Here is a 16032-nt window from a genome sequence, read left to right as displayed (position 1 = left end):
ATATCCCTCATGAACAAAGGAGAATAAAAATGAGAAAACTCGTTCTATTTCTGCACGCATCGCTTGACGGTTTTGTAGAAGGTCCGAACGGTGAAATGGACATTGGCTGGGTTTCATACGATGCTGACTTGGAGAAACACGCGAAAGAAATTCTGAGTACTGCCGACACTGTCATATGGGGACGTGAGACTTATCAGATGATGCATAGTTACTGGACATCTGTGCCTTCTGACCCCTCAGCTTCGCCGCATGAACGGAATCATGCCGAGTGGATCGAAAAGACATCCAAAATCGTTTTTTCCACGACATTGGAGAAAGTCGAATGGAACAATTCCAGACTGGTGAAAGAGGATGTCGAGGAAGAAATCAAGAACCTTAAACAGCAGCCTGGCAAGGATATGGTCATCCTCGGCAGTCCAAGGTTAGCACACTACCTTATGCAGCTTGATTTAATAGATGAGTTTAAAATTACGGTTTCTCCCGTCCTGATCGGCAGCGGGTTGCCGTTATTCCAAGGTCTCAAGGAGAAAATCAATCTTAAACTGATCGAAAACAAGACATTTGATTCTGGAGCCATAGCCCTCGTTTACCAGAGATGACCTTTTCTCCTAAAGCAGATTACGACAGATACGATAGCTCAATAAGCCGCCTCTTCAACAAGGCGGTTTTCTTATCGTAAAAATCAACATCAGGATCTAAAATAGCCTAAATGTAAGATGATGACGCAAACATTAAGTTAATCCTACCGGTCAATTCCTCCAGACTATCGTTTATCATTCAGCGTTGATATCCCGCCTTTTAATAGTTTCATCCAGCGTTGCCACGCAGAAATCTCCGGCACCATATGCGGATGTACCTTCAACAGTCACAACGGATTCCGTGCCAGTACCTGCAGCATTTGGCACTCTAAATGATGCAATATCTAGAGGAAGGATTTCTTTTTCCTCTGTTTTTTCTAATTGTGGTACCCATTCATAAGGAACACGGTAAGCACGGTAAACCATATTTGAATTCCTATTATTTTTATAAGGGGAGATATATTCCCATACAAGCTCATGCTCACGAGTAACTTCAAAAATCCTCCCATCTGCACCTTCGGTAATCAATGTGTTACCGTTAGGCAGCCTTTGTGCTGAACTAATATAAGGGCTATAAAACCGGTAAGAATCTAATGGAGCTTGAAATCCAGCTTCCGTTGGGGTATATTGCCATTCAATTTCAAGTGTTACTGGATTAATTTCCAAGATTCTTGAATGATCACGGACAGCATTTTTCGCCCCATATGGAGATGCAGGATTTGGAAGACCATAACCCCCCCAGCCGCCATTATCAAATACGAGGAGATTACCTTCACCAGGCAAGCCTTGCGGAATAATATGGGCATGGTGCTGTCCGATAATCCATCCCAAATGCTTCACATCTGGAGTCGAATAATCGGGGCCAAGTTTCCATACAATTTTCCCTGACTTTTTATCAATAATGGCAATGATATTTGATTCTCTGGCATCCCAAATAATATTATCTGGGTGGAATCGTTCGTCTCCTTGATCATAAAATTTATTAGGCCCTATTGTAGACATGGAGTTAATATGCATCCAATCTCCGTCTGTATCGTTTCCAAAGCCTCTTAAATTCGGATCACGGAAAAGCACATTTTTTGCACTTTCATCAAATCCAAGCTCGTCGAAATGATCACTTACTGCCCATTCCCAAACGATATTTCCTTCCCAATCGACCTCGACAATAATGTCATCAAGGAGTTTTTTATCAGATATTTCAGATTTTTTAACGTTTTTATGAGCTAAAATCAGCGTATTTCCACTGTTTATTTTCGATTCTAATCCCGGAACATAGTAGCCAACTGGGTTTCCCTCACGCTGGTAATCATGATGTGCCCTAGCCATCCATTGGGGTTCATGGCCAGGGTCTTCTATATATTCAAGCCGATCAAATTTCCAGACGATATTTCCCTCCCAATCAACTTGAACCAAATCAGCTTCATCTTGAAAGCCATATTTAGGATCTCTCTGTGCTGTATGCCCCAAAACATACCCTCCTGGCAACATCTTATTCGGAAACCCGCGAAGACCCTTCCACAAGTGAACTTCCTTTCCATTCATATCAATTAATAAAGCTCCAAGATCTGCAGCTTGATAAATCGTATAGCCGCTCCATGCTTTTTTAGGGTTATAAACCGTTGCTCCCGTTGGATAAATTGTTGGATGTCCCATTTTCCCACTCCTTTTAGTATTGTTCCACTAGAAACATCTCGTCTTAATAAGTTAAAAAAGACCCTTTTGTGTTTTTTTGTAATTCTGAATCCGTCTTACCATTCAGAGACGGCAATGCAGCAGTTTCTTTCTTACTCACATTCTCATTCGCTAATGTCATGATTGTACTGGAAAATCGTTCTAGATTATTAATTAAACGTCGATAAGCATGGATCTGAACCTGAATTTCTTCCAGCGAAAATCCATCAAACAAAATGGAAATTGTAGCTACCCCTAAGTTGTTGTTTCGATTTATAAAGTTCCGGCCATCATCAGTAATGGTCAGCCACACGATTCGTCTATCTTCCTTATGACGTTTTCGGATAACAAATCCTCTTTCTTCCAGCTTATCGCAAAGTGCAGTAATTGCCCCCGATGTGAAATCAAACTCCTCAGCTAAATCCGTTAATCGTTGCTCACCATCATGAATATTTTTTTTAAAATCATGAACCCCGGTAACATTATGCCTTCAATATTGATTTTGTCGCGTTCTTTTACAAATTTGCGAACCATTTTGCGAAACAGCCAATCTGCTTTTTCCAATAACTCGCCGTGATTAATCGTATCCATATCTCCTCCATTCTAAGCCTTAAGAAGACAAAAAAGGCACCGAACACATTTCTGAACATTCAAAATACATGAATGATGAAATGTATAGGTGCCTTTGGTGGTCCAAACAGCTATTTAAATTGTTTTAGTATTAAAATAATGAATGTTAAGAAAATGAATGTCAAAATATTTAATATCCATATATTAATCCCTGAATTCCTATGTGTCAAGTTGGTATTAATAATTTATTTTTATTTCTCATTTCTACCCTCCCTCCTCGCCAACAAATCCACAGTAAAAAAACGTATCACTACTAAAAAAAGCAATCCCTCACTATTTATGTTGTCAGTAAGTGTAAAGCCAGTGTACTTTTGTAGCCATGTTTCCCACTCACTATCCCAAAAATAAATGTCAATTTCTAAAAGCCCATCTTTATTAATTTCCACCTTATATGCCTTACTAGGTGATTATATTTCTTTAACAAGTTCAAGCATAATTTACACTCCCCTTTGACAATGTATTAACCGCAACTCCTTGTTCAACTCTTGCAACCCTTTAGTTTAATAAGATTTTATTTATCTCTGTTCTATACTCATCTTCATCAAATACAAATTGAGGTATCAAATCAAGCCACTCAACTTTTGAGCCAATACAATCATACCCCGAAAGAAGTTCCTCTCTTGAACTCCTATCTATACCTATTTTATCCCACATTATATTGCCGTTGGATGTGGTTACTTTAGCAATAATGACAGTACACCATAAATCACAGTCATCTGGGCACATTAATACAGGCAATGAAACTTCTTTTTCTTTAGTGTTGTACCTATTTATTACAAATTTCTTCTCCTTTTGATCGTCAATCCAATTTATCAAGGTGGGGATTAGTCCCAGAAGATTTTTTGTGGGATATAGTTTATGAAGAATTAAATCTAAACGAACACCATCTATTGTGATAGTAGGATGTTCAAGATCACTATACTCACTCTTCAGAGGTTTCACTTCAATTCTATTAACTTTCATCTTGTTAACACCTCTTTGGCATTAATTATTCCACATTCGGTGTATATACTCCTTTTCTTTTTGAACTAAACTGCCCCGTTAGCACAAGAAGAAAGCCGCTAAAAATGGCAGCCGGATCTTAAACTCTTGCACTCGTTAGTGAATAGTGGAAAATTAGTTTTCTGGTACATTGAGGTTTTTATAAAAATCATCAACAATTGGATAAATATCTGGTTTTGTATAATAATAGTTCCCATTTACTTTAGTTAGTTCGAATTGAAAGGTTTTCTCGGCATCTTTATAAAGTCTAATAGAGTAACTCCAACCTTTTCTTTCTTCTTGATTTTCTTCTGGAATAAACTTTATTTCCTTCATCTTAGTTAAAAATTCCTCAATAACAGCCTTTTCTACGATTGTTTTTTTATTGCCCGTACTGCCTTTTACTATAACTATCTTAGTTACATCACCAAGGTCTTTTGTATAAAATTCAGGCAATGTCTGTGTCTTTAAACTGCATCCGAGTAAAATAAAGGAAAACAATAAGATAATACCAATTATATTTTTTATATTCCATCACTCCCCCTGTAATATTTGACGTTAATCTTTTTGTCTGGGTTACTCATCTTTAACTAACCTGCTTTGGAAGCGCAAAAAGCAAAAAAGACCGCCGCAGCGGTCATTTCTTCAACTCTTGCACCTGTTACTTTAAGTGAAATGTTTCACAATATGTTCTCTTATACAAACACGAATCTTTTTAATGCTCGTTTCCTTTCGCCTCTATTTGAAAGTGTGAAATGAACAAAGCAGCATAAGACATACATATTAGAGTGAACTAGGTAATCTGATTTTCATAATACATTCCATTTTTCTTCTTTTATTTTGGAAATTACACCTGATTACATTCCTTGCAAAAACAAGAATAAGAAGAGGGACAGAGCACAAACTATGCTAAAAAGGAGAGTGTAAATCATGGATGAAAAGGGCTTAAAACAGAACGCTAGTAATACTTTGCATACGAATAAACAAAAAAATTTAGATACAATAGCAAGTATTGATGAGTTGAAAAAAGAGCATGAACCAGAGTATGTCTTTTTATATTGGGATGAATTGAGATAAGAATCTTAAGTAGAGAAAATGAAATGGATATTGGATAGAATAATACAAAAATAAAGCAATTCTCCTTATAGAGAATTGCTTTCAATCTGCCAAAATTAGCAGTAGGATATTCAAGTAATGCACCCGTTTGTTTAGTATAATCCTTCACAATCCTTTCGTTACAACGGTGTAGGAGTATAAATTTGTTCGTCAAAATTTAATTCAAGAAGTTGACCAGCTTGAACCAAACCAGCTCCAAAACCGTACATGAGAACTCTGTCTCCATTTTTAACTTTTCCCTCACGGATTCCCAGGTCAAGAGCTAAAGGAATAGTTGCAGCAGAAGTATTTCCAAAATTGACTAGGCTATAAAGAGTTTTTTCCATTGGGAATTCTAATTTTTCACAGATTGGCTCTATGATCCGTAAATTGGCACTATGAGGTACAAACCAATCAACCTTGTCTAAACTCAATTGTGTTTTATTCAAAATTTGTCTAACACTAGTAGGAACACTCCTTACAGCCCACCGAAAAACTTCCCTACCATTTTGTACAAGGCATTTCGTATCGATTAACTCAATCTCATTAACCTTGTTTGAAAGTCCAGTTTGATATACATTCTGTGCTCCACTTCCATCACTTCCCAAATGGAATCCAATGAAACCTTTTGATTGTTCATCCCTTTCAACCACTACAGCCCCAGCTCCATCACCAAATAAAACACATGTGCTTCGATCGGTATAATCCGTTATCTTTGAGATCGTATCGGCACCGATTACCAGAATCTTCTTGTGAAGTCCAGAGGCAATATAAGTGTTTGCTGTATGCAGAGCATATACAAATCCTGCACACGCCGCACTTAAATCAATGGCGCCTGTTTGTTTGATATTTAATCGTTCTTGTATGATGCTTGCGACAGATGGAAACGGAAAATCTGGAGTGCTTGTTGCCACGATGATCATATCTACGTCTTCGACTTTTTTATTATATCTGTGCATTAAATCCTTTACTGCAGCTACACATAAATCACTGGTAAATTCATCAGGGCGACTAATTCTGCGTTCACGAATTCCTGTTCTTTGAATAATCCAATCATTAGTTGTTTCAACCATTTGTTCAAGATCGAAATTAGTTAGCTTTTTTTCGGGCACATATGTACCAATAGCAGTTATTCTCGAACCTATCATAGAATCCACCCCATGTTTTTATTATAAGCTGGTATTAGTAGCTGGTTATAATTATAGCGATTTATATTATTAAAAATCAACTTTTTTACATAACAAAAAGGTTACTCCTTTTTGAAGTAACCTGCCCCTTTACTTGAATAACGATAATGAAAAAGGACTGCTGAAACAGCAGTCCTTTTGTTCTTTTACTAAACCACCCAGTTCGAAAAAGAATTTTTCTATATTGCAGTAAGTTTTTTTATTATAAAATAAACTATTTGGGAGAGTACAAAAAAACCAATAAACGAGTAAGTATGTGTCCAGTTATGTAAAGCAAACATCTCAACTTTTATAAATAAAGGCTCTATTATATAAGAGAAACATCCAGATAGTAAAAAGGAGAAAACCAAGTAGGTTTTATAAGTTTTTGTGTATTGGTAAATAAATTTTTAGTTCAATAAAAAAGGATCGCTCTCTGCAATCCTTGTCCTCTACAAGAGTACTAGACCGTACTCAATTTATCGAATAACCATACAAGATGATCGTATTTACCATAGGATTGTATTTGATCTCTCTCAATTAGGATACGTTCCATTGCAATCGAGTCGTCGCCGATCCCGGAATTTTGAACAAGGTTAACAGGGGGACGGTTTTCTGCAATATTTATACGAATTTGATGAAGTAATGTTAGGATTGCTTGGTTAAATTCATGAAACTCATTGGGAAAGCTTGCAGTAAGGGATTGATGTTCTAATATAATCTTTTCCATAAGTCCATAATCTTTCGGATGAATAGAGTGTAGAGCTCTAATGGATACATCAAGAACTGGGTGCTTTAGTTGAAACAACAAACGATTTCTATTCGCATCCTCCTCCTTCGATGAAGATGGCGGATGTTCTTGATGATACGTTTCTAAATCCTCTTCGATAATAAAATTAGCATTGGCCTTATATAATCTATAAGCAAACTCAGCATCCTCGGATCCCCATCCTTTGAAATCCTCCTCATAGCCGCCGACTTGCTCCATAAAGCTTCTTTTTATAGAAAGAAAACCTAAGCAAGCCATCCAACGTAATGGGCTGCTATCAAAATTTCCCTTAAGGTATTTTAATAATTTATTAGCATAACTTTTGTATTTTACAAGCGAGCATAATTTTTTAATATCGTCAATATCTTCCCTTTTAACCACTTGTTGGGGTTCTTGTAAAAGACTATTATGTGTCCTTAGGGTACTAAGTGTCAGTTCTTGTGATACCGCCTCCTCAAGACGTTGCTTGAAGAGAGAATTTTTTTCGCTCCACTTATAAATTGCGTTGATTTGATTAGTAGTAAAATCCGGGGATAAAAATGTATAAATGCGCCCCCGCTTACTTCCTGCAATAACAACAGATTTCTCGTGAGTTAGATGATGCTGGCGGTTTAGGGTAACATAGTTAGGGGGAACGATGGTTTCTGCATCCAAAACGATAATGATCTCTCCCCTCGCATGCCTAAGTCCAGTATTTCTTGAAGCAGCCACCCCAACATTGGTTCTATTGAGAATATATTGAAAATGGTAGGGAGGACAGTATTCCTTAATTTTGGGGGTCTGGTCGGTAGAGGCGTCATCTATCAATATCACTTCCATTTTGGATAAATCAAAACTCTGTTTCTCCAATGCATAAAGGCTAAGCAGATTAAGGGGATAGCGGTTATATGAAGGCATGATGATTGTGACTTCAATTTCCATATTTTTAGTCATTCCTCCTTGTGTACTTATATCTATGAACAATTAAGGAAGTTCGGAAAATTTTTGCCGTTAGTTTAAAACTAGTTTTTAACGAAAGTTACACCCACAATAATTAAAAGGATAAAAAGCACCACGATTAAAGCAAAATTAACAGCAAGACATCTGACAAAATGTATCACCACCTTAATTTACTAATATAACATCGTATGTCATAACGATAAATATGGAATTGGACAAGAGCCAAAATCTACAAATTATTATTAAAAAAGCTATTAGGTTGCTTTACATTTCAAAATATATTTTGCTTATTCAAGTAACCTGCCCGTTAGCGGAACAAGAAAAACGACTGCCCTTATTGAACAATCGTTAGCAAATTGATTTATTGAATATTTCCACTGCGAAATTTATTAATAAGCTGTTATTTGAATCGATTTCTGATAAATCATCTTGATAAAGCGAAATTCTCACAGAATCGAATTTACCTGTATCTTTAGCCTGTAAAATATAGAAACCTGAGTTAATATCTCTTGGAGCTTTTATGGGAAGATTTAATTTTTCGTGAACAAATGACTCTGTGATCTCACCCACTAGGAAAATCTAATGCTAAATATAGATGGTCATCAGAATAATGAATATTTCCTAATTTAGAAGCTCTTGTTGACCATTTTACTCCTTTTTTAGATATAATCTTAAACCTTGAAGAATGAGGTAAATGTTCGTATGAAACATCTTGAAAACTAGCTAATTTTATAGCAATTTCTCTAACCTTTTTAATCATTAATATCTCTTCTTTCTTTTAAATATTTCTACAGTAAAACTTCATTACTCATTATTCTTTAAAAAAAGGTAAAGAGAGTTTTTTCTTACTCATTAGAACCTCCAAATAAAAAGGGTAGTATCATTATTAATTCTATAATTTCGGAGAATGCTCCTTCTTCCACTAACCTGTTTCGGTAGCACAACAAGAAAAATGACCGCCGCCGCGATCATTTATTCAACTCTTGCATCCGTTAGTTGGACAAGACTCTACTCAATCATCTGGATTTTCTTTAAGAACCCAAGGAATACTAGCATCAAAGCTTAACTGGAGGACATGGTTTGGGAATCCTTCTGGTACAAACTCTAAATTATCTGAAAATCCAACTGTGAAATTGTCTATCTCAATAGTATTTTTTTCATTAAAGTTAGTGTCTGTACACAATTCTCCTTGTAGCACTCTGCCCACAAGATGATAATGCCCTAAGTATAACCGTGTCCTCGCTTCCTCCGCTGGAAATTCAGACAGATGTGCTGGTTTTGCTGGATTGATTCCTAGTTTAGTGAATACAATTGAAACAGAAAGCCTTAATTTCTTACAAGCCTCAACATAATTTTTACAGTATAAGCAATTACAGACTGGTATATCTTTGCTGTAAAATTCACGTGTCTTATCAATATCAGCTTCTATTAACCATTTTTCTATTCTAAACTGTTGTAACAATACCAGTCCTTTCTCCTGTCACATCCCCGAATATTCTCCTTTTAACAAATATAAATTCGGCGACTCGAATTAACAATCCTTCTTGTGCTAAAACCTGCTCCGATCGCATAACAAGCAAAAAGGACCGCCGCAGCGATCCGAATTTTACCTATTGCACCAGTTTATTGAAGAACGTTCTTCTGTTTATATATTATCGTAAACAGAGCCAAAGTCCTCTTTTACTTGCTGTATAGCTTCTTCCCAGTATTTAATGTCAGCTTGATGTTTTTTTAACTTTACTGTTTGTTTTGTGTACTTGGCTAACATCTTGTGGTTATCCAGTCTTTCTTCCATATTTCTAATAACTTTTTTACAATCTTCGTATGTCATTCCCATTGATAATTTCTCCTTCCCTCGAAATAATTAGATAAAGTGAGATAGATTTACCTTTCTTTATTGCACTATCCTGCCCGTTATAAGGAAAAAATAAATAAAGAGCGACTCTCCTGTCACTCATTTTAGCTATTTTTTGATCTTTGTTTATTCTGTTTGTAAATATAATCGATCCTGTTCATTGTCCTGTATCCTAAAATACCAAGGATGATTGTATATATTGTTGTTAAAATTAAGCCAAGTATAGCAATCCAAAATAACGACGTTATCTTCTCTTTTTTGTTAAGCACACTAATAACCTCCACCAATTAATTGTTATTATTATCTTACACTTCTTAAAGGAGATTATTACAAGGTCAATTAACAGTTGGGGGATTGATGCCCTCGGCTTTTTCTTTCTTAGCTAGCTTATGGACTACAAGTGTTAGAAGGTTCTTCAACTATCCCTCTTCTTAAGTTCAATAAAAATGACCGCCGCAGTGACGATCACAATAGCTGCAGAGAGGTTTTGCATCTTTACCATTGCTTCTTTTATCTCTACATCAGTTTCCCTTTCACTGAATGTATCTTGTACTCTCCCTAATTGATGCAATCCTTTATACAGAAAATAAATTGACATTAATAACCTTCTTTTTTCTTCATCTGTCATTTGATTGAATTTCAAAGATAATCACCTCAATTTCTATATTACCCAAACACTCATCTTCAACTATACTGCCCCTTTAGTGGAACAATCGAGTAGGAGGGAGAGACTAACCCCCGACCTCTCAGTCGAGTAGCCCCCAGGAGTTTCACCCAGAGGCTCTCACAGAACCGTACGTGAATCTCTCGATTCATACGGCTCATATCATTCAGCCATTAAGGAACCATTCCAAGAACCCAGTGCGGAAACATGCTGGGTTCTCTTTTCGCAAGTGCTTTAAGCCATGTTTCAGCTCTTTTTCGATGTCCCCTAAATCTCTTATACTTACACATTGCCCATTTGGTTAATCTCCGATTTACACAATCAATTGAGTATTTAACTGCTGATGGATTGTACTTAGTAAAGTAGTTGAGCCAACCTCTAATCATTGGATTTATCATCTCTGCTATGATTTCGATATTGCAACCAGTACACTTATGAATATTCATTGCCTTTATCTTGCTACGGAAAGATTTCCCGGACTTTTTACTTACGGATGGAAGAAAATTAAATTGTAGTCTTCCTAACCTGTCTTTGATGAAAATCCTTCGAAAAGTGTACCCCAAAAAGTCAAATTCCGTAACTGGATACTCATTTACCCTATCCTTATCTTTGCAGTAGACAATCTTTGTCTTTTCCGGATGTAATTCCAGTTTGCATTCTTTTAACCGCTGATTAAGTTTTCTCAGTATGTCCTGAGCCTCTTCTTCCGATTTGCAGTGTATGATGGCATCATCTGCGTATCGTTCAAAAGGCGCTCGCGGATTTGTTCGCAACATCCACACATCGAACGCATAATGCATAAACAAGTTCGCAAGAACTGGACTAATTACTCCACCTTGCGGTGTTCCCGAATTTCTTTCAATCTTACGATTTTCCGAATCCATAAATGGTGCTTTGAGCCATCTTTCGATATACATCCTTATCCATGACTCTTTTGTGTGCCTTTGAACAGCTCGCATTAATAATTCATGATCAATATTATCGAACAATCCTTTAATATCGAACTCAATGACATAGTCATATTTCCAGCACCTTTTTCTTGCTTGTCCAATAGCGTCAATGGCTGATTTATTTGGACGGTATCCATAAGAGTCTTCATGAAATATCGGTTCTACCTTTGGTTCTAGATAAATTTTAACTACCATCTGTGCGACTCGATCCTCGACTGTTGGAATACCAAGTCCTCGTTTCCCTCCAGTTTTCTTGGGTATTTCAACTAACTTAACTGGTGGAGGAAAATAGCTACCGGAGCTCATTCTATTCCAAACTTTATAAAGGTTTCCTTTGAGATTCATCTCAAATTCCTTTATGTCTTGTCCATCAATTCCCGCACTACCTCTATTCGCTTTTACTCTTTTAAAGGCTGTTAGTACAACATGTTTTGAGATTTTAAATGGCTTACTCTCTTTCATCAAATCCTCCTGTTTCCACAGTTGTTATCAGATATTGAGTTGAATGATGGTGCCCCTTCGCTCCATTGCCATTACAGCAACTTCATTCCTACTACGAGCACCTCCGCCCCTGTACCACGCTTCGCTATTTCGACCTTGCTTTTCTGTAGCTTGTGACTTTTCGCTTAACATCGTGATGCAGGTTCCTGTGTTTCACATCAGAGCCTGATATACACTCATGTCGCCTTAATACCGTTTGCCGAACAGTCAGCTTTCCAGGTTATCTTCTGCTCTTATCCTTGTCTAGTGGTGAACAACAAGTTTTGACAAAGCTTTACGTTATCGATACTTCTTCAGCGATTCACTTTCGTTCATCTTTGTATATCTCACATGATTGTTTTAATACAACCTTTTCCCTAGACGCTTACTACCACAACTCTTTATTGCAGCAGCTTAGGGTTGTTTGATGGATTTGCCTGGTACAATCTCCATCGAGGGACCTTCCCTCATCTCTGATGTGCCTTTCACAGCACACCACCACCGTACGTACCGTTCGGTATACGGCGGTTCAACTAAGTGTGACGAAGAAATTCATATCTGTGATACAGACTTTTGAGCCCTCGGTTACTCCAATAAGAGTTATCGAGGGTTTTGTGTAGAATCGGACTATTAGATATTCTCCAGTATTTCTTTCTGGAGTTTCCCCATTCGTAAGCCTTGTTTGTTGGTACTCCCAAACCTTTGAGTTTTCTCACTCTTGTTTTGGGGGTTTTCCATTGTTTCCATTCAATCATACGGAGTCTTCTTCTTATCCACTTATCAAATTCTTTAAACTTACTTGGTGTATCCGCTAAAGCATAGTAACCACACCATCCCGTTAGGTATTGATTTAATTTTTGTATTCTTGTTTCCATTGGGATGGATTTTGAACGTGAAGTTAGTTCACGTATTTTCGATTTTAGTCTTTTGATACTTTCCTTAGATATCAGAACCTTCGGTTTCTTGTGGAAAGAAAAGCTAAAACCCAGAAACTTTCGTATCCATGGACGGTCAACTGCGGATTTCTCTCTATTTACTTTAAGTTTCAATTTCACTTCTATAAAGTTTGTTATAGAGTTCATAACCCTTTCTCCCGCTTTCTTTGACTTCATGTAGATATTACAGTCATCGGCGTAGCGGACGAACTTATGACCCCTTCTTTCCAATTCTTTATCAAGCTTATCCAACAGTATATTGGAAAGAAGAGGACTTAGTGGACCTCCTTGTGGTGTTCCTTCTTCAGAATCATAGGTTACACCATTAATCATGATTCCTGCTTGAAGGTATTTTCTAATTAGTTTCAAGACCATACGGTCTTGAATTCTGTTAGCCAATATCCCCATCAACTTATCATGATTCACTTTGTCAAAGAATTTCTCTAAGTCCATATCTATAACCCAACTGTAACCTTCACTTATATATTCTTTTGCTTTTCGAACTGCGTCATGTCCTCTCCTTTTTGGTCTGAATCCATAACTATATTCTGAAAAGGTTGGGTCAAATAGTGGTGTTAACACTTGAGCAATAGCTTGTTGAATGAAACGATCTGTCACGGTAGGTATACCCAGTAATCTTACTCCACCGTTCGGTTTTGGGATTTCGACCCGACGGACTGGATTCGGCTCATAGGTTCCAATTCTTATAGAAGTACAAAGTGAATCCCAGTTTTCATAGAGATGTCTTCGTAGGAATTTTACGGACATTCCATCTATGCCGTGACTCCCTTTATTCTTCTCGACACGTTTAAGTGCTTCTATTAAGTTTTCCCGTGACAAAACCCTATCCATTAACATTTTGATATTTCCTTTCGACGTTAACGTAGAAATCTATTTATGTTATTCCTGCTCCACCCTCATAAAGTCCCCAGTGGGATTCACCACTTCCTCCTTCAAGTAAGTCCTTTCGGATTGTCTGCTTCTACACAGGAATTGTATGCCTAGTTCTCGTTCTTCCTAATTGTTCAGTCCTTCCCTTACCATCTCGAGTAGGTAAGGTACTATGACCTCTGCTGACTTCTGACTGTTCAGCTATCTATCGCTAGATAGGTTACCAAGTGTACTTGGCATTACAATCAGACCTCCCCAGGTAAGAGTGCAATCTTTCCCTCCATCTATCTGCTTCATTTACTCTGTACCACCTTCGGTAGAAAGGGATTTGTCTTGTTCTGCAGACTCACCCAATGATACCTAGCCTTATATGAAGTTCGTGTTCCTCAGACCGGAGGTTTGCCGCTCACTTCCTTCAGATTCCACGTCACCATGGACACCCTTGTGTTAAGCTAACCGTTACTTCTACCCTCACGGTTCGGGACTTGCACCCTATAGATTGCACCCATGCTGGGCGCACAGAAAAAAGAGCTGCCAACGCAACTCTTTGTTTAACATAAGCACCCGTTTGTTGAATAAGCCGTTTAGTTTCTACCCCATTTATTTTCAAAAATGAGATGTTCTAACGAACGCCTTTTTTCCCAATTAGCTAATTCTAAAATAGGTTTTTCTGGATAGTGATTAGTGTAACCGATAGATATAAGAGCAATAGGGTCAATATGTGGTGGTATTTCTAAAATATCTCGAATATCATTCTTTTTATAAAAACTTACCCACCCCATCGCAAGTCCTTCAGCACAAGATGCTAACCACATATTTTGAATAGCACAGGCTGTTGATAAAATATCTGTTTCAGGAATTGAATTTCGCCCTAATACATGTGAACCTCCCCTTGTTGGGTCACATGTTATACAAATAGTTACAGGAGCTTCTTTTAAACCCTCAACTTTTAAATCAAGGAATTTCATTTCTTTTTCCCCTTCATAATGAATAGCTAAAGCTCGTCTTTCTTTTTCTGCCGCCCAGGCTAATTTTTCTTTAATTTCGTCAGAGGAAATGATAATAAAGTTCCAAGGTTGCATAAAACCTACTGAAGGTGCATGATGAGCTGCATTTAATATTTTATGTATCTTGTTTTCTGGGATAGGAGTTGACAAAAAACTTCGAATATCTCTCCTATAATAAATAGCTTTATAAATTGCATCTCTTTCTTCATTAGAAAACATTAAATTTCTCTCCCTATCAAATAATGAAGAACATTACTCGTTCTTCCTCCTGCATGGAACTATTCTACATTTATTATTGGATTTCCTTCTTAGACTATCCTGCCCCTTTAGTTGAATAAGAAATGGGATCGCCACAGCAATCCCAACTTGAAGTAACGCACCCGTTCATTGACCAAGCTCCTTTTCTTCTATTGCACATTATGTTCGTTTTGTTCACTATTGTTTAGCCTTTAATCGTTTTAATTTTCTTTTATGGGTTCTTATAGCTGTTTTCGTATCTTTTATACTTGTTGTAACCACTCCATTGCTTTCTACTACCACCAAATTATCAATTCCGCCTTGATAGTTTTTATAGGAAATATACATAAATATCATCCTTCCATTATGAATAATATTTGTCTTTACTTGATTTATTTTTTTCGGGTATTACATCCGGTTACTTACGATAATTCTAGCCTTTATTTTTTTAGTTGAGATTAAAAAGTCGTAAATTTTTCTTTAATTATTGCCGAATAGATCACTCTAAAATGTGCTAATAGTTGCAAATTACGACATTAAAAAATTATATTCTCCTCCTGTTCTTCCAATAGCTGCCCGTTACTTTAAGCATATAAAAATCAAAATTGGGTATCAAAAAGATATATGCAGGATAGGGGTTGACTGATCTGTGGAATGGAGGAGTTGCTCATGGAAAAGATGAATCGAGGAATTTTGACGGCGCTGTCGGCGATCGCCATAGCGCAAGGACTTAAAATTATAACTCACAAGAAGTTGACGGGAGATTGGGACTTGAAGCAGGCTTTCACAACGGGAGGTATGCCTAGTTCGCACTCCGCTGGTGTAGCAGCTCTAGCTTCCTATGTGGCGGCGAATAAAGGATGGCGACATACTGAGACATCGCTTGCAACAGTGTTTGGCGTGATTGTGATGTATGATGCTCAGGGAATTCGTCGCCATACAGGCGAAATTGCGCAGCTTGTGAACGATCTTGAAGATAATCTAGTGAAATTTTCGGGTGAATTTCCTAGCTTTGAGTATGTGGAGCGAGAGAAAGAACTGAAGGAAATTCTCGGTCATCAGCCGGTGGAAGTAGGAGCTGGTGCGTTGCTTGGCATTGTGCTTGGTCTTATTTCGGCGAAAATCGAGGATGGTAAGCAAATGAAACACGAAGAGCTGGAATTAGAAGTATAAATCATTCCAAT

At 37.3% G+C, this 16032-nt stretch carries 18 protein-coding genes and 1 pseudogene; 3 read left to right on the top strand and 16 right to left on the bottom strand.

What is annotated here, in order from left to right:
• Positions 1-29 precede the first annotated feature (29 nt).
• Entirely contained in the window at positions 30-599 is a 570-nt protein-coding gene (locus QNH17_RS13750) for a dihydrofolate reductase family protein (RefSeq protein WP_283879199.1), read from the top strand.
• A 174-nt stretch (positions 600-773) separates the two neighbouring features.
• On the opposite strand, the gene QNH17_RS13745 is transcribed toward QNH17_RS13750, so the two are convergent.
• The 6 genes and pseudogenes from QNH17_RS13745 to QNH17_RS13725 form a co-directional block, all read right to left on the bottom strand.
• Positions 774-2231 carry an aryl-sulfate sulfotransferase gene (locus QNH17_RS13745; RefSeq protein WP_283879198.1) on the bottom strand — a complete coding sequence of 486 codons (1458 nt, stop codon included), beginning with the start codon at positions 2229-2231 and terminating at the stop codon, positions 774-776.
• 43 nt (positions 2232-2274) lie between these two features.
• Positions 2275-2562: a hypothetical protein gene (locus tag QNH17_RS13740; RefSeq protein ID WP_283879197.1), complete on the bottom strand. Its 288-nt coding sequence runs from the start codon at positions 2560-2562 to the stop codon at positions 2275-2277.
• A gap of 18 nt (positions 2563-2580) precedes the next feature.
• A pseudogene (locus tag QNH17_RS30020) lies at positions 2581-2637 on the bottom strand (MarR family winged helix-turn-helix transcriptional regulator); the annotation flags it as partial.
• A 38-nt stretch (positions 2638-2675) separates the two neighbouring features.
• Complete coding sequence (locus tag QNH17_RS13735) at positions 2676-2840, bottom strand: hypothetical protein (RefSeq protein WP_283879196.1); 165 nt, start codon at positions 2838-2840, stop codon at positions 2676-2678.
• A gap of 534 nt (positions 2841-3374) precedes the next feature.
• Positions 3375-3842: a hypothetical protein gene (locus QNH17_RS13730; RefSeq protein ID WP_283879195.1), complete on the bottom strand. Its 468-nt coding sequence runs from the start codon at positions 3840-3842 to the stop codon at positions 3375-3377.
• Positions 3843-3995: 153 nt separating this feature from the next.
• Positions 3996-4361 carry a hypothetical protein gene (locus QNH17_RS13725; RefSeq protein WP_283879194.1) on the bottom strand — a complete coding sequence of 122 codons (366 nt, stop codon included), beginning with the start codon at positions 4359-4361 and terminating at the stop codon, positions 3996-3998.
• Positions 4362-4790: 429 nt separating this feature from the next.
• Here QNH17_RS13725 and QNH17_RS13720 point away from each other — a divergent pair, with 429 nt between their 5' ends.
• Complete coding sequence (locus QNH17_RS13720; RefSeq protein ID WP_283879193.1) at positions 4791-4937, top strand: hypothetical protein; 147 nt, start codon at positions 4791-4793, stop codon at positions 4935-4937.
• A 158-nt stretch (positions 4938-5095) separates the two neighbouring features.
• Here QNH17_RS13720 and QNH17_RS13715 read toward each other — a convergent pair whose 3' ends face one another.
• From QNH17_RS13715 to bluB, 10 genes are all read right to left on the bottom strand, one after another.
• Entirely contained in the window at positions 5096-6103 is a 1008-nt protein-coding gene (locus QNH17_RS13715) for a ketoacyl-ACP synthase III (protein WP_283879192.1), read from the bottom strand.
• A gap of 481 nt (positions 6104-6584) precedes the next feature.
• On the bottom strand, positions 6585-7811 hold the full coding sequence (locus tag QNH17_RS13710; RefSeq protein WP_283879191.1) for a glycosyltransferase family 2 protein: 1227 nt from the start codon (positions 7809-7811) through the stop codon (positions 6585-6587).
• Positions 7812-7891: 80 nt separating this feature from the next.
• Positions 7892-7990 (bottom strand): YjcZ family sporulation protein, encoded by a 99-nt coding sequence (locus tag QNH17_RS13705; RefSeq protein WP_283879190.1) that lies wholly within the window; start codon positions 7988-7990, stop codon positions 7892-7894.
• A gap of 401 nt (positions 7991-8391) precedes the next feature.
• Positions 8392-8589, bottom strand: coding sequence for a hypothetical protein (locus tag QNH17_RS13700; protein ID WP_283879189.1), 198 nt, complete (start codon positions 8587-8589; stop codon positions 8392-8394).
• Between the two features lie 252 nt (positions 8590-8841).
• On the bottom strand, positions 8842-9291 hold the full coding sequence (locus tag QNH17_RS13695) for a hypothetical protein (protein ID WP_283879188.1): 450 nt from the start codon (positions 9289-9291) through the stop codon (positions 8842-8844).
• 183 nt (positions 9292-9474) lie between these two features.
• Positions 9475-9666 carry a hypothetical protein gene (locus tag QNH17_RS13690; protein ID WP_283879187.1) on the bottom strand — a complete coding sequence of 64 codons (192 nt, stop codon included), beginning with the start codon at positions 9664-9666 and terminating at the stop codon, positions 9475-9477.
• Positions 9667-10099: 433 nt separating this feature from the next.
• A complete protein-coding gene (locus QNH17_RS13685; protein ID WP_283879186.1) occupies positions 10100-10327 on the bottom strand; it encodes a hypothetical protein in 228 nt (75 codons plus the stop codon).
• Positions 10328-10521: 194 nt separating this feature from the next.
• Positions 10522-11760 carry a group II intron reverse transcriptase/maturase gene (gene ltrA / locus QNH17_RS13680; protein WP_283879185.1) on the bottom strand — a complete coding sequence of 413 codons (1239 nt, stop codon included), beginning with the start codon at positions 11758-11760 and terminating at the stop codon, positions 10522-10524.
• Positions 11761-12311: 551 nt separating this feature from the next.
• Positions 12312-13571: a group II intron reverse transcriptase/maturase gene (ltrA, locus tag QNH17_RS13675; protein ID WP_283879184.1), complete on the bottom strand. Its 1260-nt coding sequence runs from the start codon at positions 13569-13571 to the stop codon at positions 12312-12314.
• Between the two features lie 617 nt (positions 13572-14188).
• Complete coding sequence (gene bluB, locus QNH17_RS13670; RefSeq protein ID WP_097974747.1) at positions 14189-14830, bottom strand: 5,6-dimethylbenzimidazole synthase; 642 nt, start codon at positions 14828-14830, stop codon at positions 14189-14191.
• 687 nt (positions 14831-15517) lie between these two features.
• Between bluB and QNH17_RS13665 the strand changes: the two genes are divergently transcribed.
• Positions 15518-16021, top strand: coding sequence for a divergent PAP2 family protein (locus tag QNH17_RS13665; protein ID WP_283879183.1), 504 nt, complete (start codon positions 15518-15520; stop codon positions 16019-16021).
• Positions 16022-16032 lie beyond the last annotated feature (11 nt).

The sequence above is a fragment of the Neobacillus sp. SuZ13 genome (assembly GCF_030123365.1).
Lineage (GTDB): Bacteria > Bacillota > Bacilli > Bacillales > Cytobacillaceae > Neobacillus.
The sequence above is the reverse complement of the archived record's forward strand: the minus strand, read 5'-3'. Positions and strand labels throughout refer to the sequence as shown.